This is a genomic window from Pseudomonas sp. RP-B7, from assembly GCF_059803535.1.
Map to the genome: position 1 here is coordinate 1 of NZ_JAPFHC010000010.1, position 19,192 is coordinate 19,192.

Genomic DNA, 19,192 nt, shown 5'->3' on the forward strand with positions numbered 1-19,192 from the left:
CCCCCCCCCCCCCCCCCCCCCCCCCCCCCCCCCCCCCCCCCCCCCCCCCCCCCCCCCCCCCCCCCCCCGCTCCCACATTTGGGCCGAGCCAGATTCAGTACCGCATTGATATTTCAGAAGTCCAGGCCGGGCCGCTGCGACGACCCGTGTCTTTTTGGAGCACCGCACCATGACACTTGCAGTCCAATTCACCCACGTTTCCCGTCAGTTCGGCGAAGTGAAGGCCGTTGACCGGGTTTCCATCGACATCCAGGACGGCGAGTTCTTTTCCATGCTCGGCCCTTCCGGCTCGGGCAAGACCACCTGCCTGCGCCTGATCGCCGGGTTCGAGCAACCGAGCGCAGGCTCGATCCGCATCCATGGCGAGGAGGCCGCCGGCTTGCCGCCGTATCAGCGCGACGTGAACACCGTGTTCCAGGATTACGCGCTGTTCCCCCATATGAATGTGCGCGACAACGTGGCCTATGGTCTCAAGGTCAAGGGCGTGGGCAAGACCGAGCGCCTGAACCGTGCCGAGGAAGCCTTGGGCATGGTCGCCCTCGGCGGTTATGGCGAGCGCAAGCCGGTGCAACTGTCCGGCGGCCAGCGCCAACGCGTGGCCCTGGCCCGTGCATTGGTCAATCGCCCACGGGTATTGCTGCTCGATGAACCACTGGGCGCCCTCGACCTCAAGCTGCGCGAGCAGATGCAAAGCGAGCTGAAGAAACTGCAACGCCAGCTCGGCATCACCTTTATCTTCGTGACCCACGACCAGACCGAAGCGCTGTCGATGTCCGACCGCGTGGCGGTGTTCAACAAAGGCCGCATCGAACAGGTCGACACCCCACGCAACCTCTACATGAAGCCGGCCACGGCGTTTGTCGCGGAGTTCGTCGGCACCTCCAATGTGATTCGCGGCGAACTGGCCCAACGCATCAGCGGCAACGCCCAACCCTTTTCGATCCGCCCGGAACACATACGTTTTGCCGAAGGCCCGCTGGGTGCCGGTGAGGTGGAGATCAGCGGCTTGCTGCATGACATCCAGTATCAGGGCAGCGCCACCCGCTACGAGCTGAAACTCGAAAACGGCCAAGCCTTGAATATCAGCCAGGCCAACAACCAGTGGCTGGACATCAGCAGCGGCCATCAGGTCGGCCAGTCGATCACCGCGCGCTGGGCCCGTGAAGCCATGACGCCGCTGACCGAAACCGCAGGCGAGGTGTGAGATGAACCTGGCCCTGTCCCAACCGCCGATGCGCAGGTTTTCCAACCTGCTGTACCGCAAGCCCAATTTGTACCTGGCGATGCTGCTGATACCGCCGCTGATCTGGTTCGGCGCGATCTACCTCGGCTCGCTGCTGACCCTGCTCTGGCAAGGTTTCTACACCTTCGACGACTTCACCATGGCGGTCACGCCCGACCTGACCCTGGCCAACTTCGCCGCACTGTTCCAGCCATCGAACTTCGACATCATCCTGCGCACCTTGAGCATGGCGATCGTGGTGTCGATCGCCAGTGCCATCGTCGCCTTCCCCATTGCCTACTACATGGCGCGCTACACCACCGGCAAGACCAAGGCGTTTTTCTACATCGCGGTGATGATGCCGATGTGGGCCAGCTACATCGTCAAGGCGTATGCCTGGACCTTGCTGCTGGCCAAGGGCGGCGTGGCGCAGTGGTTCGTGCAGCACCTGGGGCTGGAGCCGCTGTTGCAGTTCGTGCTGGGCATTCCCGGCGTGGGTGGCAGCACTTTGAGCACCTCGCACCTGGGGCGCTTCATGGTGTTTGTCTACATCTGGCTGCCGTTCATGATCCTGCCGATCCAGGCCTCGCTGGAGCGCCTGCCGCCATCATTGCTGCAAGCCTCCGCCGACCTGGGCGCCAAGCCGCGCCAGACCTTTATGCAGGTGATTCTGCCGCTGTCGGTACCGGGGATTGCCGCCGGTTCGATCTTCACGTTCTCGCTGACCCTCGGCGACTTCATCGTGCCGCAACTGGTGGGCCCGCCGGGCTACTTCGTCGGCGGCATGGTCTACGCCCAGCAAGGTGCCATTGGCAACATGCCCATGGCCGCGGCGTTCACCCTGGTGCCGATCGTGTTGATTGCGGTGTACCTGTCCATCGTCAAACGCCTGGGGGCCTTCGATGCACTCTGAAAAATCTTCCATCGGTCTGAAGATCGCCGCTTGGGGTGGCCTGGTTTTTCTCCATTTCCCGATCCTGATCATCTTCCTCTACGCCTTCAACACCGAAGAAGCGGCGTTCAGCTTTCCGCCCCAGGGTTTCACCCTGAAGTGGTTCAGCGTGGCCTTTGCCCGGCCGGACGTGCTGGAGGCGATCAAGCTGTCGCTGCAGATTGCCGCCATCGCCACCCTGATCGCCATGGTGCTCGGCACGCTGGCTTCGGCGGCGTTGTATCGCCGGGAGTTCTTCGGCAAGCAAGGCGTGTCGCTGATGCTGATCCTGCCGATTGCGCTGCCGGGGATCATCACCGGTATCGCCCTGCTGGCGACGTTCAAGACCCTGGGCATCGAGCCTGGGATGTTCACCATCATTGTCGGCCACGCGACCTTCTGCGTAGTGATCGTCTACAACAACGTCATCGCCCGCTTGCGCCGCACGTCCCACAGCCTGATCGAAGCGTCGATGGACCTCGGCGCCGACGGCTGGCAGACCTTCCGCTACATCATCATGCCCAACCTCGGCTCGGCGCTGCTGGCCGGCGGCATGCTCGCGTTTGCGCTGTCGTTTGACGAAATCATCGTCACCACCTTCACCGCCGGCCACGAACGCACCTTGCCGTTGTGGTTGCTCAACCAGTTGAGCCGGCCACGGGATGTGCCGGTGACCAACGTGGTGGCGATGCTGGTGATGCTGGTGACGATGTTCCCGATTCTGGGTGCCTATTACCTGACGCGCGGTGGTGAAAGCGTGGCAGGGAGTGGCGGTAAATAACTGACCACTGTTGAAACACGATCAATGTGGGAGCTGGCTTGCCTGCGATAGCGGTATCGACTGCACTACCGCTATCGCAGGCAAGCCAGCTCCCACCTTTGAATCGGGTTTCTTCAGGGAGATAACAATAGTTTTGTGGAGGACTGAACCATGCAAACCAAACTCTTGATCAACGGCCAACTGGTCGCAGGCGAAGGCCCGACCCAGGCCATCTTCAACCCGGCACTCGGCCGTGTGCTGGTGGAAATCAACGAAGCCAGTGAAGCCCAGGTCGACGCCGCCGTGCGCGCGGCCGATGCGGCTTTCGAAAGTTGGTCGCAAACTGCACCGAAGGATCGCTCGCTGCTGCTGCTGAAACTGGCGGACGCCATCGAAGCCCATGGCGAAGAACTGGCCAAGCTGGAATCGGACAACTGCGGCAAACCCTACAGCGCCGCGCTGAACGATGAGATCCCGGCGATTGCCGACGTGTTCCGCTTCTTTGCCGGCGCCAGCCGTTGCATGAGCGGTTCGGCCGGTGGCGAATACCTGCCCGGCCACACCTCGATGATCCGCCGCGACCCGGTGGGCGTGATCGCCTCCATCGCACCGTGGAACTACCCGTTGATGATGGTCGCCTGGAAAATCGCCCCGGCCCTCGCCGCGGGTAATACCGTGGTGCTCAAGCCATCGGAACAAACCCCGCTGACCGCGTTGCGCATGGTCGAACTGGCCGCTGAAATTTTCCCTGCGGGCGTACTCAACCTGGTGTTTGGTCGTGGGCCAACGGTGGGAAGCCCGCTGGTGAGCCACCCGAAAGTACGCATGGTGTCACTGACCGGCTCCATCGCCACCGGCGCAAATATCATCGCCAGCACCGCCGACAGCGTGAAGCGCATGCACATGGAACTGGGCGGCAAGGCGCCGGTGATCATCTTCAACGATGCGGACATCGACGCCGCCGTGGAAGGCATTCGCACCTTCGGTTTCTACAACGCCGGACAGGATTGCACCGCCGCCTGCCGGATCTATGCGCAAGCGGACATCTACGACGCGTTTGTCGAGAAACTCGGCGCGGCGGTCGCCAGCATCAAGTACGGCTTGCAGGATGATCCGGCCACCGAACTGGGCCCGCTGATCACCGCGCAACACCGTGACCGCGTGGCCGGGTTTGTCGAGCGCGCGGTGGCGCAGCCGCATATCCGCCTGGTCACGGGCGGTAAAGCCGTGGAAGGCAACGGCTACTTCTTCGAACCGACCGTCTTGGCCGATGCCCAGCAAGATGACGAGATCGTGCGCCGCGAGGTGTTCGGGCCGGTGGTCTCGGTGACCAAATTCACCGACGAAGCCCAGGTGCTGGGCTGGGCCAACGATTCGGACTACGGCTTGGCCTCGTCCGTATGGACCGCCGATGTAGGACGCGCCCACCGTTTGGCCGCACGTTTGCAGTACGGCTGCACCTGGGTGAATACCCACTTTATGCTGGTCAGCGAAATGCCCCATGGCGGTCAGAAACTGTCGGGCTATGGCAAGGACATGTCCATGTACGGGCTAGAGGACTACACCACTGTGCGGCATGTGATGTTCAAGCACTGACGCTTTTTCTCCTGTGGACGCCGGCTAGTGTGGGAGCGGGCTTGCTCGCGAAGACGGTGTGTCAGCCAATATATGCCTAGCTGACCCACCGCTTTCGCGAGCAAGCCCGCTCCCACAAAAAGCCGAGCTCACCCAAGATCCCTCTCATAACAATAAAAACTCAGGTTATCCCCATGGACATCACCCGCCGCGACTTCCTCAACGGCGTCGCCATCACCCTTGCCGCCGGCATGACCCCGCTGCAAATCCTGCAAGCCGCGCCCGATGGCCGCTACTACCCACCCGCCCTCACCGGCCTGCGTGGTAGCCATGTCGGCTCGTTCGAAGTGGCGCACCAGATGGGCTGGGAAAAGAAGGCCTTCGACACCGACAAGCTGCCGATCACCGAGCGCTATGACCTGGTGGTGGTCGGCGGCGGCTTGAGCGGTTTGGCGGCGGCGTGGTTCTACCGCGAGAAGCACCCCAAGGCGAAGATCCTGATCCTGGAAAACCACGACGACTTCGGCGGCCATGCCAAGCGCAATGAGTTCCAGGCAGGCGGACGCATGATAATCGGTTACGGCGGCAGCGAGGCGTTCCAGTCGCCCAACCACCTGTACAGCAAAGAAGTGAACGGGCTGTTGAAAAAACTCGGGGTGAATATCAAGCGCTTCGAAACGGCGTTTGACCGTCAGTTCTACCCCGGCCTGGGCCTGTCGCGCGGGGTGTTTTTCGACAAGGAAAACTTCGGCGAAGACAAACTGGTGACCGGCGACCCAACGCCGATGGTGGCCGACGATATTGCGCCGGACCGCTTGAATGCACGCTCCATCGGCGATTTCATCAACGACTTCCCCCTGCCCCAGGCAGATCGCCAGGTGCTGATCGAATTACACACCGCCCCCAAGGATTACCTGCCAGGCAAGAGTGCCAAAGAAAAGGCCGACTACCTGGCCGCCACCAGTTACCGCGATTTCCTGCTCAAGAACGTCGGTTTGTCGCAAGCGGCAGTGAAATATTTCCAGAGCCGCACCAATGACTTCATGGCCCTGAGCATTGATGCCGTGGCGGCTGCTGATGCCTACAACGTGGGGTTCCCGGGTTTTGCCGGGATGAACCTGGCGCCGATCAGCGAAGAAGCGGCGGCAGAAATGGAAGAGCCCTACATCTACCACTTCCCCGATGGCAACGCGTCGGTGGCGCGCCTGCTGGTGCGCAGCCTGATCCCGGGCGTGGCGCCAGGGCACACCATGGACGATATCGTGCTGGCGCCGTTTGACTACGCCAGGCTCGACCAGCCGACATCCGCCGTGCGGCTGCGCCTGAACAGCACGGCAGTCAGCGTGCGCAACGTCGGTGATGGCGTGCATATCGGCTACAGCCGTGGCGGACAACTCGCACAGGTGCGTGGCAAGCGCTGCATCCTGGCCTGCTACAACATGATGATTCCGTACCTGCTCAAAGACCTGCCGGCCGCACAAGCCCATGCCCTGAGCCAGAACGTGAAATACCCGCTGGTGTACACCAAGGTGGTGATCCGCAACTGGCAGTCGTTCCAGAAGCTGGGGGTGCACGAGATTTACGCGGCGACCCAGCCTTACAGCCGGATCAAGCTGGACTACCCGGTGAGCATGGGCGGCTACGACCACCCGCGCGACCCGATGCAGCCGATCGGCCTGCACATGGTCTACGTGCCCACCAGCCCCAACAGCGGCATGAACGCCCGCGACCAGGCCCGCGCCGGTCGCGGCCGGTTGTACGGGCAGACGTTCGAACAACTGGAGGCGCAGTTGCGTGACCAGTTGCAACGCATGCTCGGCCCGGGTGGGTTCAACCACGAGACCGACATTCTGGCGATCACTGTCAATCGTTGGTCACATGGTTATGCGAGCTTCTCCAACAGCTTGTTCGATGACGCCGATGAGAGCGAAGCGTGGATGAAGCTGGCACGCAAGCCGGTGGGGCATGTGAGCATCGCCAACTCGGATGCGGCGTGGAGCGCGTATGCCCATGCAGCGATTGATGAGGCTTACAGAGCGGTGGGTGAAGTGAGCTGAAATGTGACCTGACGGCCAACGCAGAACCCAATGTGGGAGCGGGCTTGCTCGCGAAAGTGGTGTGTCAGTCAACACATGTGTGTCTGATGTACCGTCTTCGCGAGCAAGCCCGCTCCCACATTGGATCTTCATCATTCTTGAGTTGAGTGATCATCCAAGCCCCCGGAAATGTCTTGTCGCACTTGCAATGCCATCACCCCGCTATCAATCAATTTTCCTACACCTGCGAACCGCTTAAGCTATCCGGCGTCTGTTTATTGTCCGTTGCGTTTGGCCGAAGGCATGTCCGAACCGTAATTTCTGATCCGCTACGTGCCAGGAACGGCGCGGGATTTGCTCACGACAGGTTGTCTCTATGCACCGCAGGAATTTGCTCAAAGCGTCCATGGCCATTGCGGCTTACACCGGTTTGTCGGCCAGCGGCCTGCTGGCCGCCCAGGCCTGGGCCGGGAACCGTGCCGCCGATGGCAAGGCCGTGGCGTTCGATTTCGATACGCTCAAGACCCAGGCCAAGCAGCTCGCTGGAACCGCCTATAAAGACACCAAGCAGGTGCTGCCGCCGACCCTGGCGAGCATGACCCCGCAGAATTTCAACGCCATCGGCTACGACGGCAAGCATTCGCTGTGGAAGGAATTGAACGGCCAGTTGGACGTGCAGTTTTTCCACGTCGGCATGGGTTTCAAGACGCCGGTGCGCATGCACAGCGTCGACCCCAAGACCCGTGAGGCGCGCGAGGTGCATTTCCGCCCTTCGCTGTTCAACTACGAAAAAACCACGGTCGACACCAAGCAATTGACCGGCGACCTGGGTTTCTCAGGCTTCAAGCTGTTCAAGGCCCCGGAGCTGGATCGCCATGACGTGCTGTCCTTCCTTGGCGCCAGCTACTTCCGCGCGGTGGATTCCACCGGCCAGTACGGCCTTTCCGCACGCGGCCTGGCGATCGATACCTACGCGAAAAAGCGCGAAGAGTTCCCCGACTTCACCCAGTTCTGGTTCGAAACCCCGGACAAGGACGCCACCCGCTTCGTGGTCTACGCCCTGCTCGACTCACCAAGCGCCACCGGCGCCTACCGCTTCGACATCGACTGCCAGGCCAACCAGGTGGTGATGGCCATCGATGCCCACATCAATGCACGTACCACCATCGAACAACTGGGCATCGCACCGATGACCAGCATGTTCAGCTGTGGCACCCATGAGCGCCGCATGTGCGACACCATCCACCCGCAGATCCACGATTCGGATCGCCTGGCGATGTGGCGCGGCAATGGCGAGTGGATCTGCCGCCCGCTGAACAACCCGGCCAAACTGCAATTCAACGCGTTCGCCGACAAAGACCCGAAAGGCTTCGGCCTGGTGCAGACCGACCATGAGTTCGCCAGCTACCAGGACACCGTGGACTGGTACAGCAAGCGGCCGAGCCTGTGGGTCGAACCAACCACCGCGTGGGGCGAAGGCTCTATCGACCTGTTGGAAATTCCTACCACCGGCGAAACCCTGGATAACATCGTGGCCTTCTGGACCCCGAAAAAACCCGTGGCCGCCGGCGACTCCCTCAACTACGGCTACAAGCTGTACTGGAGCGCCCTGCCCCCGGTGAGTACGCCGTTGGCCCAGGTCGACGCGACCCGTTCCGGCATGGGTGGCTTCACCGAGGGCTGGGCACCGGGCGAGCATTACCCGCCGGTGTGGGCGCGCCGTTTTGCCGTGGACTTCAAGGGCGGCGGCCTCGATCGCCTGCCACCGGGCACCGGGATCGAGCCGGTGGTGACCTGCTCCCACGGTGAGGTGAAGGATTTCAGCGTACTGGTGCTGGATAACATCAAGGGCTACCGCATCCTGTTCGACTGGTACCCGACCAGCGACAGTGTGGACCCGGTGGAACTGCGCCTGTTCATCCGCACCCAGGACCGCACCCTGAGTGAAACCTGGCTGTACCAGTACTTCCCACCGGCGCCGGAGCAGCGCAAGTACACCTGATCAACTGAGCTGTGGCGAGAGAGCCTGCTCCCTCGCCACACGTTGGATCTAAAAGCGCGACACACTTTTCATTGCCCCAATCAGATACCGCATCGCCACTTGATCGTTCTCGGTCAGGGCGCGGTACTGCGCCAGCAATTCGGCCTCATCCGAGCTCAACCTTCGACCCCGCAACGACACTCTGCGGGTCAGAAAAAACGCAACCGCACCCGCAACCCCATAGGACTTGGCCATGGACTACTACTCCTGATTTCAATCAACTGTTCCTGATGCCCATCACCTGCCTCCCGTGAAGCGCAATGCCTCAGTGAGCGAACCGACTGACTCCCTGGGCCAGAAATCAGACGTACCCTAAGCGTAGAAACGATCTCGCCAAGCGTGCGACTTTTTTAGAGTAATCACTTAAATAATTGGTTTTGAGCAAAAAGCTTGCAGATTTTTCCTACTCGCCATTTAATTAAGTGACCACTCAATTAATAAATGAGGCGAGCATGCGTACCGTCGATCCGCAACAACGTGAAAACAAACGCATGGCCCTGCTCGATGCCGCTTCGCGCTGTTTTGCCGAAGCCGGCTTTGTCGCCACGCGCACGGCCGACATCTGCACCGCCGCCGGGATGAGCGCCGGCAACCTGTTCCACTATTTCGCAAGTAAACACGAGCTGCTGTTGGCACTGGTGGCCCGCGAAGGCGAGCAGATCAAACAAGGCATGGCGCCCTTGGCTGCCGCCGCAGATCCGATGGCCGCACTGCTGGCGTTTGTGGACTACACCTGCGAATTGGCCTGCGACCGCCAATACGCGGGCCTGGCCTTGGAAATCTCGGCATTGGGCCACCGCGATGAGGCCGTCGCACACTTGATGAAGGCCAACGACCGCTACCTGCGCGAAGGCTTGGAGGCGCTGATCAAGGCCGCCGAGAACGCCGGGCAACTGCATACCTCGTTGACCGCGCCGGAGGCGGCCAGTTGGGTGGTTACCCTGATCGATGGCATGTTTGCCCGGGTGGCGGCCGATGCGGACTTCCACCCAGACCAACAGACTGACGTGCTGCGCGGCTTGGTGGTGCACCTGCTGCAAGGCCGTTGAACATGACGCCGACACGCCTGATACACGTCGACGCGTTGCGCGGTTTTGCGCTGCTGGGCATCCTGGTGGTGAACATTTGTGCATTTGCCGACCCTTACTACGCCTCGCCCCTCAGCAATCCCGACTACGCGAGTACGGCCGATCACTGGGTGCGCCTGGGGATTTCACTGCTGTTCGAAACCAAGTTCTACCTGCTGTTTTCCTTTCTGTTCGGCTACAGCTTTACCTTGCAGATGGCCGCCGCCGAACGCGCCGAGGCGGCGTTTGTACCGCGTATGGTGCGCCGGCAACTGGCGTTGCTGGCCCTGGGCGTCGCCCACGGCGCCCTGCTCTACTATGGCGAAATTCTGTCCACCTACGCATTGCTTGGCCTGGTGCTGCTGGCGGCGCGCAATCTGACGCCGGCCACGGCATGTCGCTGGGGCGTCGGCCTGGTAACGGTTGCCTGTTCGGCATGGATGGCGCTCGGCGTGCTGCAAGCGCTGGCCGGCGACTTCAGCGCGACCTCGAGCAGTGAGGCCTCGACCAAACTCGCGGCATTCAGCGGCAGTGCCCTGGAGACCTTGCGCTTTCACAGTGCTCACCTGTGGCAGACCGTGCAGGCGTTATGGCTGCTGCAAGGGCCGAGCGCCCTGGCGATGTTCTTCTTCGGTTATGCCGCTGGGCGCAACCAGTTACTGGTCACACCTTATCGCTGGGAACCGCACCTGCGGCGCCTGCTGCTCATCACGCTTGCCGTGGGCCTGCCGGGTGCGCTGATCTATGCCGTGAGCGCCGCCTATGCACCCGGCGGCGGCCTCGAAACCTTCGCCTTTGGCCTCGGCCAACTCACCGCACCGCTGTTGAGCGCGGCCTATGCGATGTCGATGCTGGCACTGTTCAGCACTGCCGCCGGCGCCCGCTTATGCCAGTGGTTGGCGCCCATGGGCAAGATGGCCCTGAGTAACTACCTGCTGCAATCGGCGCTGTTGGGGGTGCTGTTCAGCGGTTATGGCGCAGGCTTGATCAACCGGCTCGAACCGCTGCTGATGCTGCCCGTGGTGCTGGGGATCTTTGCCTTGCAACAGTGGTGCAGCGCACGCTGGCTGCGCAGTCATCCCTACGGGCCGTTGGAATGGTTGCTGCGGGCGGCCACCTTGTGGGCGTGGCCAAGCTGGCGGCGCAGCCTGTAAAAAACCCACCTGTTGCGGTGGGTTTCGACTCGACACAAGGGGTCAGTCGCGCAGGTCCGACTCATGGATCGGCTGGTCCCGATGCGTCGCCCGTTGGTACTGCGCCGGCCAGATCGCCTTGCGCCCACCCAAGTCATCGTCGGCATGCAGCGGCCAGTACGGGTCGCGCAGCAACTCACGGGCGAGGAAGATGATGTCGGCCTGACAGGTGCGCAGGATGTGCTCGGCCTGGGCCGGTTCGGTGATCATGCCAACGGTGCCGGTGGCGATCCCCGATTCCTTGCGCACCCGCTCGGCGAAGCGCGTCTGGTAGCCGGGGCCGGTAGGAATCTCGGCATTGGCGGCGGTACCACCGGACGAGACGTCGATCAAATCCACGCCGAGGTCCTTGAGGCGGCGCGCCAATTCCACGGTTTCGTCAGGGTTCCAGCCGTCTTCGACCCAGTCGGTGGCCGATACTCGCACAAACAGCGGCAGTTCTTGCGGCCAGACGTCGCGCACCGCTTGGGTTACCTGCAAGACCAGGCGGATGCGGTTTTCAAACGATCCGCCGTACAGATCCTGGCGCTGATTGCTGATCGGCGAGAGAAATTGATGCAGCAGGTAACCATGGGCGGCATGGATTTCCACCACTTCAAAACCTGCGGTCAAGGCACGCTTGGCGGCGGCGACAAAGTCGGCGATCACCTGCTGGATCTGCGCTTCATCGAGTTGCCTGGGTTGGGTGTGCTGAGGGTCGAAGGCAATCGGCGATGGCCCCACCGGCACCCAGCCGCCGTCCTCCGGCTTGACGCTGCCATGCTTGCCGATCCACGGCCGATGGGTGCTGGCCTTGCGCCCGGCGTGGGCCAGTTGAATCCCGGCCACCGCGCCCTGGGCCGCGATAAAACGGGTGATGCGTTGCAATGGTTCGATCTGTGCGTCATTCCACAGGCCCAGGTCCTGGGCGGTGATACGGCCGTCGGCGGTCACGGCGGTGGCTTCGGTGAAGATCAGGCCGGCGCCACCCACGGCACGACTGCCGAGGTGCACCAGGTGCCAGTCATTGGCCAAGCCGTCATCGGACGAATACTGGCACATCGGCGACACCGCGATGCGGTTGAGCAGGGTCAATTGGCGCAGGGTATAGGGTTCGAGCAGCTGACTCATGGCGCACCTCTTCTGGGTTCTATGGGCACTGTTCAACAGTGTTTAGAGCCTAGTCGACAACGGTGGTTTGCACAGGGTTCAGAACATCAAGCGGGGGCCGATTGCCGGCCCCCGTGCTGCAAAAACCTACATTTCGACCTGGGTGCCCAGCTCGATCACGCGGTTTACCGGGAGTTTGAAGAAGCGCAGGTTGCCGTTGGCATTCTTCAACATGAAGGCGAACAGACTTTCGCGCCAGCGCGCCATGCCTTCGATCTTCGACGCGATCACGGTCTCGCGGCTGAGGAAGTAGGTGGTGCGCATCGGGCTGAAATCCAGGTTATCCAGGTGGCACAGTTTCAGCGCCTCAGGCACATCCGGCTCATCGGTAAAACCGAAATGCAGGATCACGCGGAAGAAGCCGTCGCCAAACGAATCCACCTCGAAGCGCCGCTCCACCGGCACCCGGGGAATATCTTCATACACCACTGTCAGCAGCACCACTTGCTCATGCAGCACCTGGTTATGCAGCAGGTTGTGCAACAGCGCGTGGGGCACGGCGTCCGGGCGGGCGGTGAGGAACACCGCGGTGCCCTGCACGCGATGGGGCGGCTGCACGCGGATGCTGCTGATAAAGATCGGCAACGGCAGGCCGCCTTCGTCGAGGCGGTCCACCAGCAATTGCTTGCCGCGCTTCCAGGTGGTCATCAGGATAAACAGCACGATCCCCGCCAGCACCGGGAAGGCGCCGCCCTGGATGATCTTCGGTACGTTGGCAGCAAAGTACAGGCCGTCGACCAACAGGCAGCAGACCAATACCGGCACCGCCAGGATCGGCGGCCATTTCCACAGCAGCAGCATCACCGCCGATACCAGGATCGTGGTCATCAACATGGTGCCGGTCACCGCCACGCCGTAGGCCGAAGCCAGTGCGTTGGAGGACTCGAAGCCCAGCACCAGCAAAATCACGCCGACCATCAGCGACCAGTTCACCGCACCGATGTAGATCTGGCCCTGCTCGGCACTGGAGGTGTGCTGGATATGCATGCGCGGGATGTAGCCCAACTGGATCGCCTGGCGCGTCAGCGAGAACGCACCGGAGATGACCGCCTGGGACGCAATCACCGTGGCCAGGGTGGACAGCACCACCAGCGGGATCAACGCCCAGCTCGGCGCCAGCAGATAGAACGGGTTGCGCGCGGCTTCCGGGTCGCCCAGCAACATCGCGCCCTGGCCGAAATAGTTGAGCACCAGCGCCGGCAGCACCAGCATGAACCAGGCACGGGCGATGGGTTTACGGCCAAAGTGGCCCATGTCGGCATACAGCGCTTCGGCGCCGGTCAATGCCAGCACCACCGCGCCGAGGATCGCCACGCCGATGCCGGGATGGGCCTGGAAGAAGCGCACGGCCCAGATCGGGTTCATGGCATTGAGCACCTCCGGGTGCAAGGTGATGCCATACACACCGAGACCGCCCAGCACCAGGAACCAGGTCACCATCACCGGCCCGAACAGCTTGCCGATGTGGTCGGTGCCGTGTTTCTGGATCAGGAACAACGCCACCAGCACGACCAGGGCGATGGGCACGACCCATTTCTCCAGGCCGTCGAATGCCAGTTCCAGGCCTTCCACCGCCGACAACACGGAAATCGCCGGGGTGATCATGCTGTCGCCATAGAACAACGCCGCCCCGCAGAGGCCGCACACCACCAGGAAGCTGCGCAGCTTCTTGCGCTCCCCCGCCGCCCGACGCGCCAAGGCAGTCAGCGCCATGATGCCGCCCTCGCCCTGGTTGTCGGCGCGCAGCACGAACAACATGTACTTGATCGATACCACCCAGATCAGCGACCAGAAGATCAGCGCCAGGATACCCAGCACACCGTCATGGTTGACCTGAACCCCATAACCACCGTTGAACACCTCTTTAAGGGTGTAGAGCGGGCTGGTCCCGATATCGCCATAAACCACCCCGACCGCTGCCACCAGCATGCCAATCGGCTTTGCAGTGGAATGCGCGGCGCCTGCCGCCGGACTACTTGCCTGACCCATCAACCACTCCTGCCCTTTGACCTGAGGTCTCTTATAAACAACGCTTCTAAGCTGACCCTAGCATGCGCTGTTTTACTTCTCGTAACAGACGTTTTATTGACCTTGGCGTTTTACCTATGGGCAACGGCGCGAAGCATAGCGCAGCACTCGTCGCATTTCCCTGCATAAAGCTGGTCAAGTGCGCTGCCCGTCGCTAGAATTGCGCACTTTTTGATCAGAGGCGCACCAAGCGCCCGTCTACCGCCTTGTCGTGCCCGACTGGCGGCGTCATTCAATACCGAGGTTAGACATGTCCACCACCATCGCAAAAGCCAACCCCAAGGTTGGCTTTGTTTCCCTGGGGTGCCCGAAGGCACTCGTCGACTCCGAGCGCATCCTCACGCAACTGCGTATGGAAGGCTATGACGTCGTGTCCACTTACCAGGACGCCGATGTGGTGGTGGTCAACACCTGCGGTTTCATCGATTCGGCCAAGGCTGAGTCCCTGGAAGTGATCGGCGAAGCCATCAAGGAAAACGGCAAGGTTATCGTGACCGGCTGCATGGGCGTGGAAGAAGGCAATATCCGCAACGTGCACCCGAGCGTGCTGGCCGTGACCGGTCCGCAGCAGTATGAGCAGGTGGTCAACGCCGTGCACGAGGTGGTGCCGCCGCGCCAGGATCACAATCCGTTGATCGACCTGGTACCGCCACAGGGCATCAAGCTGACCCCGCGTCACTATGCGTACCTGAAGATTTCCGAAGGCTGCAACCACAGTTGCAGCTTCTGCATCATCCCGTCGATGCGCGGCAAGTTGGTCAGCCGTCCGGTCGGTGATGTGCTGGACGAGGCCCAGCGCCTGGTCAAATCTGGCGTGAAAGAGCTGTTGGTGATCTCCCAGGACACCAGCGCCTACGGCGTCGACGTGAAGTACCGCACCGGCTTCTGGAACGGCGCGCCGGTGAAAACCCGCATGACCGAACTGTGCGAAGCCTTGAGCAGCCTGGGTGTGTGGGTGCGCCTGCACTACGTTTACCCGTACCCGCACGTGGACGAGCTGATCCCGCTGATGGCCGCCGGCAAGATCCTGCCGTACCTGGACATCCCGTTCCAGCACGCCAGCCCGAAAGTCCTGAAAGCCATGAAACGCCCGGCCTTCGAAGACAAGACCCTGGCGCGTATCAAGAACTGGCGAGAGATCTGCCCGGAGCTGATCATCCGCTCCACCTTCATCGTCGGCTTCCCCGGCGAAACCGAAGAAGACTTCCAGTACCTGCTGGACTGGCTGACCGAAGCGCAACTGGACCGCGTAGGCTGCTTCCAGTACTCGCCGGTCGAAGGCGCCCCGGCCAACCTGCTGGACCTGGCCGTGGTGCCGGACGACGTCAAGCAAGACCGTTGGGAGCGCTTCATGGCGCACCAGCAGGCGATCAGCTCGGCGCGCCTGCAACTGCGCATCGGCAAGGAAATCGAAGTGTTGATCGACGAAGTCGACGAGCAAGGCGCCGTTGGCCGTTGCTTCTTCGAGGCGCCGGAGATCGACGGTAACGTATTTATCGACGATGCCAGCGGTTTGAAGCCGGGCGACAAGGTCTGGTGCACCGTGACCGATGCCGACGAATACGACCTGTGGGCTGAAAAGCGCGACTGATGCGGTAAAGATTTGAAAAAGCCCTGCTTCTGGACAAGATGCAGGGCTTTTTTACGTCTATCGTTTTGCCCATCGGCATCAATCATCGGCAAGGGGCAGCGGGCATGCGTCAGCATTCGGTTATCCACACACCTAACGTCAGCGACTACCCGCAGTTGGCGCAGATCTGGGAGACCTCGGTGCGGGCGACCCATGATTTCCTGCCGGACAGTTACATCGTGTTGCTAAAAGACTTGGTGCTGACGCGCTATCTGGACACCGTCATGCTGATCTGCACCAAAGACCCGCGCCAACGCATCACCGGGTTTGCCGGGGTGGCGGCGGGCAAGGTGGAGATGTTGTTTATCGACCCGCAGCACCGGGGCCAGGGCCTTGGTCGGCAACTTCTGCGCTATGCCATTGAACACATGAATGCCGATGAACTGGACGTGAATGAGCAGAACCCACAGGCCCTGGGCTTCTACTTCAAGCAGGGCTTCGAGGTGATCGGACGGACAGAGCATGATGGTCTCGGGCAACCGTACCCTTTGCTGCACATGCGTTTGCGCTCTTCTGTGGGAACTGGCTTGTCGGACCCCACAAAAAACCACAGCACCGAAATGGGGCCGGGATTAACCGGCCCCACACAGGTACAATAGCCGCCCCCTTTTGTTACGGCCCTTGTCATGACTGACCCCATACGCCTCTCCAAACGCCTTATCGAACTGGTCGGTTGCTCCCGTCGGGAGGCTGAGCTGTTCATCGAAGGCGGCTGGGTCTCGGTGGACGGTGAAGTGATCGACGAGCCGCAGTTCAAGGTCACCACCCAGAAGGTCGAACTCGACCCCGAGGCCAAGGCCACCGCGCCGGAGCCTGTGACCATCCTGCTGCACGCCCCGGCCGGCGTAGACGCCGAGACCGCACTGGCCTCGATCAGCGCCGAAACCCTGTCCGAAGAACACCGCTTCGGCAAACGCCCGCTAAAAGGCCACTTCCTGCGCCTGACCGCCAGCGCCGACCTGCAAGCCAAGGCCAGTGGTCTGCTGGTGTTTACCCAGGACTGGAAGATTCTGCGCAAGTTGACCGCCGATGCCGCCAAGATCGAGCAGGAATACGTGGTGGAGGTCGAAGGCGACATGGTTGCCCACGGCCTCAACCGCCTGAACCACGGCCTGACGTACAAAGGCAAGGAACTGCCGGCGGTCAAAGCCAGCTGGCAGAACGAAAACCGCCTGCGCTTCGCGATGAAGAACCCGCAGCCGGGCGTGATCGCACTGTTCTGCGAAGCGGTTGGCCTGAAGGTCATCGCCATTCGTCGTATCCGCATCGGTGGCGTGTCCATCGGCAAAGTGCCGGTCGGCCAGTGGCGCTACCTGTCCACCAAAGAAAAGTTCTAAACCGCCGCCCTTTTCTCGACACCGCCTGTTTTCGGCGGTGTCCCCAGTTGAATACCAGGATTACCCACCATGATTCACAACGACGTACTGCGTAGCGTGCGCTACATGCTCGACATCAGCGACAACAAGATGGTCGAGATCATCAAGCTCGGCGGCATGGACGTGACCAAGGACGACCTGCTGACCTACCTCAAGAAGGACGAGGAAGAAGGCTTCGTGTTCTGCCCGGATGAAGTCATGGCGCACTTTCTCGATGGCCTGGTGATCTTCAAGCGTGGCAAGGACGAAAGCCGTCCGCCGCAGCCGATCGAAACTCCGGTGACCAACAACATCATCCTCAAGAAACTGCGCGTGGCCTTCGAACTGAAAGAAGACGACATGCACGCCATCCTCAAGGCCGCTGAGTTCCCGGTGTCCAAGCCTGAGCTGAGCGCGTTGTTCCGCAAGTTCGGCCACACCAACTACCGCACCTGCGGCGACCAGTTGCTGCGTAACTTCCTCAAGGGCCTGACCCTGCGAGTGCGTGCGTAAGCCATGAGCTACAACGTCTCGCCCGTCGGCTTTGTGCGCTCCTGCTTCAAGGAGAAGTTCGCCATCCCGCGCCAACCGCAACTGGCGCCAGCCGCTCGGGGCGTGCTGGAACTGGTGGCGCCGTTCGACGGCGGCGAGGCGGTACAGGGCCTGGAGCAGGTCAGCCATGTGTGGCTGCTGTTCCTGTTCCACCAGGCCCTGGAAGACAAACCGCGCCTGAAAGTGCGCCCGCCGCGCTTGGGTGGCAACACCTCCATGGGCGTGTTTGCCACCCGCGCGACCCACCGGCCCAATGGTATTGGCCAATCGGTGGTAAAGCTGGACAAGGTCGAGCCGGGGCGGCTGTGGATTTCCGGGATTGATCTGCTCGATGGCACGCCGGTGCTGGACATCAAGCCTTATGTGCCCTATGCCGACATTATCGACACCGCCACCAACAGCATGGCCAGCGGCGCGCCGGCACTGATTCCCGTGCAGTGGCTGAAGACCGCCTTGCACCAGGCACAGGGCCACGCCCAGCGGCTGGATGAGCCGTTGGTGGCGTTGATTGAGCAGTGTCTGGCGCAGGACCCGCGGCCGGCATATCAGACGCCAGGGCCGGAGCGGGAGTACGGTGTGCAGTTCTGGGATGTGGATGTGCGCTGGCACTATCCTGAAGCTGGAACCATATGCGTGCTGGAAGTGCTTGCAGCTGAATAAAGCGCAAACCAAATGTGGGAGCGGGCTTGCTCGCGAATGCGGTGGTTCAGTCAATACAGCTGTGACTGACACACCGCATTCGCGAGCAAGCCCGCTCCCACATTTTTGGATCTGCGTTGTTACTGACCCAGTATTACTTCTCGACGAATGCACGCTCGATCAAGTAGTCACCCGGCTCACGCATCCGCGGCGAAACCTTCAGGCCGAAGCTGTTCAGCACTTCGCTGGTCTCGTCCAACATGCTTGGGCTGCCGCACAGCATGGCGCGGTCGTCCTCGGGGTTGATCGGTGGCAGGCCGATGTCGCGGAACAGCTTGCCGCTGCGCATCAGGTCGGTCAGGCGGCCTTCGTTTTCGAACGGCTCGCGGGTCACGGTTGGGTAGTAGATCAACTTCTCACGCAGGGCCTCGCCGAAGAACTCGTTCTGCGGCAGGTGCTCGGTGATGAATTCGCGGTAGGCGACTTCGTTGACGTAACGCACGCCGTGGCACAGGATCACTTTCTCGAAACGCTCGTAGGTTTCCGGGTCCTGGATCACGCTCATAAATGGCGCGAGGCCAGTACCGGTGCTGAGCAGGTACAGGTGCTTGCCCGGCTTCAAATCGTCAAGCACCAGGGTGCCTGTCGGTTTTTTGCTGATGATGATCTCGTCGCCTTCCTTCAAGTGTTGCAATTGGGAAGTCAGCGGGCCATCCGGCACCTTGATGCTGAAGAACTCCAGATGCTCTTCCCAGTTCGGGCTGGCGATGGAGTAAGCGCGCATGAGCGGGCGGCCGTTGGGCTGTTGCAGGCCGATCATCACGAACTGACCGTTCTCGAAGCGCAGGCCCGGATCGCGGGTGCACTTGAAGCTGAACAGAGTGTCGTTCCAGTGATGAACACTGAGGACACGCTCGTGGTTCATGTTGCTCATGTACGGGGGACTCCTGGAAATGGGTCTGCGCAGTATTGAGGCGCGCAATTGCACCGCATTCTAATCGCGGCGACAATATC

The 19,192-nt window shown here is 61.5% G+C and carries 17 protein-coding genes; 13 read left to right on the forward strand and 4 right to left on the reverse strand.

Annotated elements, in window-relative coordinates:
- Positions 1-169: 169 nt before the first annotated feature.
- The 6 genes from OPU96_RS11505 to OPU96_RS11530 all read left to right on the forward strand — a co-directional run bounded on the left by OPU96_RS11505 (position 170) and on the right by OPU96_RS11530 (position 8,526).
- Positions 170-1,204, forward strand: coding sequence for an ABC transporter ATP-binding protein (locus OPU96_RS11505; RefSeq protein ID WP_498559094.1), 1,035 nt, complete (start codon positions 170-172; stop codon positions 1,202-1,204).
- Between the two features lies 1 nt (position 1,205).
- On the forward strand, positions 1,206-2,135 hold the full coding sequence (locus tag OPU96_RS11510; RefSeq protein ID WP_192297264.1) for an ABC transporter permease: 930 nt from the start codon (positions 1,206-1,208) through the stop codon (positions 2,133-2,135).
- Positions 2,125-2,934 (forward strand): ABC transporter permease, encoded by an 810-nt coding sequence (locus OPU96_RS11515; RefSeq protein ID WP_016977919.1) that lies wholly within the window; start codon positions 2,125-2,127, stop codon positions 2,932-2,934. Before OPU96_RS11510 ends, OPU96_RS11515 begins: the two co-directional genes overlap by 11 nt.
- Positions 2,935-3,084: 150 nt before the next feature.
- A complete protein-coding gene (locus OPU96_RS11520) occupies positions 3,085-4,509 on the forward strand; it encodes a gamma-aminobutyraldehyde dehydrogenase (RefSeq protein WP_305392171.1) in 1,425 nt (474 codons plus the stop codon).
- A gap of 173 nt (positions 4,510-4,682) precedes the next feature.
- Positions 4,683-6,545, forward strand: a complete 1,863-nt coding sequence (locus tag OPU96_RS11525) for an NAD(P)-binding protein (RefSeq protein ID WP_498559095.1) — start codon at positions 4,683-4,685, stop codon at positions 6,543-6,545.
- A 355-nt stretch (positions 6,546-6,900) separates the two neighbouring features.
- The gene (locus OPU96_RS11530) at positions 6,901-8,526 is read left to right on the forward strand and encodes a glucan biosynthesis protein D (protein WP_192297267.1); all 1,626 of its coding nucleotides are present in this window, start codon (positions 6,901-6,903) and stop codon (positions 8,524-8,526) included.
- A gap of 48 nt (positions 8,527-8,574) precedes the next feature.
- On the opposite strand, the gene OPU96_RS11535 is transcribed toward OPU96_RS11530, so the two are convergent.
- Complete coding sequence (locus tag OPU96_RS11535) at positions 8,575-8,760, reverse strand: hypothetical protein (RefSeq protein WP_105520645.1); 186 nt, start codon at positions 8,758-8,760, stop codon at positions 8,575-8,577.
- Positions 8,761-9,017: 257 nt separating this feature from the next.
- Between OPU96_RS11535 and OPU96_RS11540 the strand changes: the two genes are divergently transcribed.
- Together OPU96_RS11540 and OPU96_RS11545 are read left to right on the forward strand one after the other, a co-directional pair.
- Positions 9,018-9,614 (forward strand): TetR/AcrR family transcriptional regulator, encoded by a 597-nt coding sequence (locus OPU96_RS11540; RefSeq protein ID WP_498559096.1) that lies wholly within the window; start codon positions 9,018-9,020, stop codon positions 9,612-9,614.
- A 2-nt stretch (positions 9,615-9,616) separates the two neighbouring features.
- Positions 9,617-10,786, forward strand: coding sequence for a DUF418 domain-containing protein (locus tag OPU96_RS11545; protein ID WP_498559097.1), 1,170 nt, complete (start codon positions 9,617-9,619; stop codon positions 10,784-10,786).
- A gap of 42 nt (positions 10,787-10,828) precedes the next feature.
- On the opposite strand, the gene OPU96_RS11550 is transcribed toward OPU96_RS11545, so the two are convergent.
- Together OPU96_RS11550 and OPU96_RS11555 are read right to left on the reverse strand one after the other, a co-directional pair.
- Positions 10,829-11,935, reverse strand: coding sequence for an NADH:flavin oxidoreductase/NADH oxidase (locus tag OPU96_RS11550; protein WP_226455909.1), 1,107 nt, complete (start codon positions 11,933-11,935; stop codon positions 10,829-10,831).
- Between the two features lie 126 nt (positions 11,936-12,061).
- On the reverse strand, positions 12,062-13,963 hold the full coding sequence (locus OPU96_RS11555; RefSeq protein ID WP_192297271.1) for a potassium transporter Kup: 1,902 nt from the start codon (positions 13,961-13,963) through the stop codon (positions 12,062-12,064).
- Between the two features lie 289 nt (positions 13,964-14,252).
- Between OPU96_RS11555 and rimO the strand changes: the two genes are divergently transcribed.
- From rimO to tsaA, 5 genes are all read left to right on the forward strand, one after another.
- Positions 14,253-15,593 carry a 30S ribosomal protein S12 methylthiotransferase RimO gene (rimO, locus tag OPU96_RS11560; RefSeq protein WP_498559098.1) on the forward strand — a complete coding sequence of 447 codons (1,341 nt, stop codon included), beginning with the start codon at positions 14,253-14,255 and terminating at the stop codon, positions 15,591-15,593.
- A 104-nt stretch (positions 15,594-15,697) separates the two neighbouring features.
- Complete coding sequence (locus tag OPU96_RS11565) at positions 15,698-16,231, forward strand: GNAT family N-acetyltransferase (protein WP_498559099.1); 534 nt, start codon at positions 15,698-15,700, stop codon at positions 16,229-16,231.
- Between the two features lie 27 nt (positions 16,232-16,258).
- A complete protein-coding gene (locus OPU96_RS11570; protein WP_192297272.1) occupies positions 16,259-16,969 on the forward strand; it encodes an rRNA pseudouridine synthase in 711 nt (236 codons plus the stop codon).
- A gap of 69 nt (positions 16,970-17,038) precedes the next feature.
- Complete coding sequence (locus tag OPU96_RS11575; protein WP_032893248.1) at positions 17,039-17,500, forward strand: YehS family protein; 462 nt, start codon at positions 17,039-17,041, stop codon at positions 17,498-17,500.
- A gap of 3 nt (positions 17,501-17,503) precedes the next feature.
- Positions 17,504-18,199 (forward strand): tRNA (N6-threonylcarbamoyladenosine(37)-N6)-methyltransferase TrmO, encoded by a 696-nt coding sequence (gene tsaA, locus OPU96_RS11580; RefSeq protein WP_305392162.1) that lies wholly within the window; start codon positions 17,504-17,506, stop codon positions 18,197-18,199.
- A 133-nt stretch (positions 18,200-18,332) separates the two neighbouring features.
- Here tsaA and fpr read toward each other — a convergent pair whose 3' ends face one another.
- Positions 18,333-19,112: a ferredoxin-NADP reductase gene (fpr, locus tag OPU96_RS11585; RefSeq protein ID WP_024073760.1), complete on the reverse strand. Its 780-nt coding sequence runs from the start codon at positions 19,110-19,112 to the stop codon at positions 18,333-18,335.
- Between the last annotated feature and the right edge of the window lie 80 nt (positions 19,113-19,192).

Coding starts and splice junctions, on each gene's coding strand:
- OPU96_RS11555 (WP_192297271.1), bottom strand. CDS start 13,963: ATGGGTCAGGCAAGTAGTCCGGCGGCAGGCGCCGCGCATTCCACTGCA.
- OPU96_RS11540 (WP_498559096.1), top strand. CDS start 9,018: ATGCGTACCGTCGATCCGCAACAACGTGAAAACAAACGCATGGCCCTG.
- OPU96_RS11525 (WP_498559095.1), top strand. CDS start 4,683: ATGGACATCACCCGCCGCGACTTCCTCAACGGCGTCGCCATCACCCTT.
- OPU96_RS11545 (WP_498559097.1), top strand. CDS start 9,617: ATGACGCCGACACGCCTGATACACGTCGACGCGTTGCGCGGTTTTGCG.
- OPU96_RS11565 (WP_498559099.1), top strand. CDS start 15,698: ATGCGTCAGCATTCGGTTATCCACACACCTAACGTCAGCGACTACCCG.
- OPU96_RS11535 (WP_105520645.1), bottom strand. CDS start 8,760: ATGGCCAAGTCCTATGGGGTTGCGGGTGCGGTTGCGTTTTTTCTGACC.
- tsaA (WP_305392162.1), top strand. CDS start 17,504: ATGAGCTACAACGTCTCGCCCGTCGGCTTTGTGCGCTCCTGCTTCAAG.
- OPU96_RS11510 (WP_192297264.1), top strand. CDS start 1,206: ATGAACCTGGCCCTGTCCCAACCGCCGATGCGCAGGTTTTCCAACCTG.
- OPU96_RS11515 (WP_016977919.1), top strand. CDS start 2,125: ATGCACTCTGAAAAATCTTCCATCGGTCTGAAGATCGCCGCTTGGGGT.
- OPU96_RS11505 (WP_498559094.1), top strand. CDS start 170: ATGACACTTGCAGTCCAATTCACCCACGTTTCCCGTCAGTTCGGCGAA.
- OPU96_RS11530 (WP_192297267.1), top strand. CDS start 6,901: ATGCACCGCAGGAATTTGCTCAAAGCGTCCATGGCCATTGCGGCTTAC.
- OPU96_RS11550 (WP_226455909.1), bottom strand. CDS start 11,935: ATGAGTCAGCTGCTCGAACCCTATACCCTGCGCCAATTGACCCTGCTC.
- fpr (WP_024073760.1), bottom strand. CDS start 19,112: ATGAGCAACATGAACCACGAGCGTGTCCTCAGTGTTCATCACTGGAAC.
- OPU96_RS11570 (WP_192297272.1), top strand. CDS start 16,259: ATGACTGACCCCATACGCCTCTCCAAACGCCTTATCGAACTGGTCGGT.
- OPU96_RS11520 (WP_305392171.1), top strand. CDS start 3,085: ATGCAAACCAAACTCTTGATCAACGGCCAACTGGTCGCAGGCGAAGGC.
- OPU96_RS11575 (WP_032893248.1), top strand. CDS start 17,039: ATGATTCACAACGACGTACTGCGTAGCGTGCGCTACATGCTCGACATC.
- rimO (WP_498559098.1), top strand. CDS start 14,253: ATGTCCACCACCATCGCAAAAGCCAACCCCAAGGTTGGCTTTGTTTCC.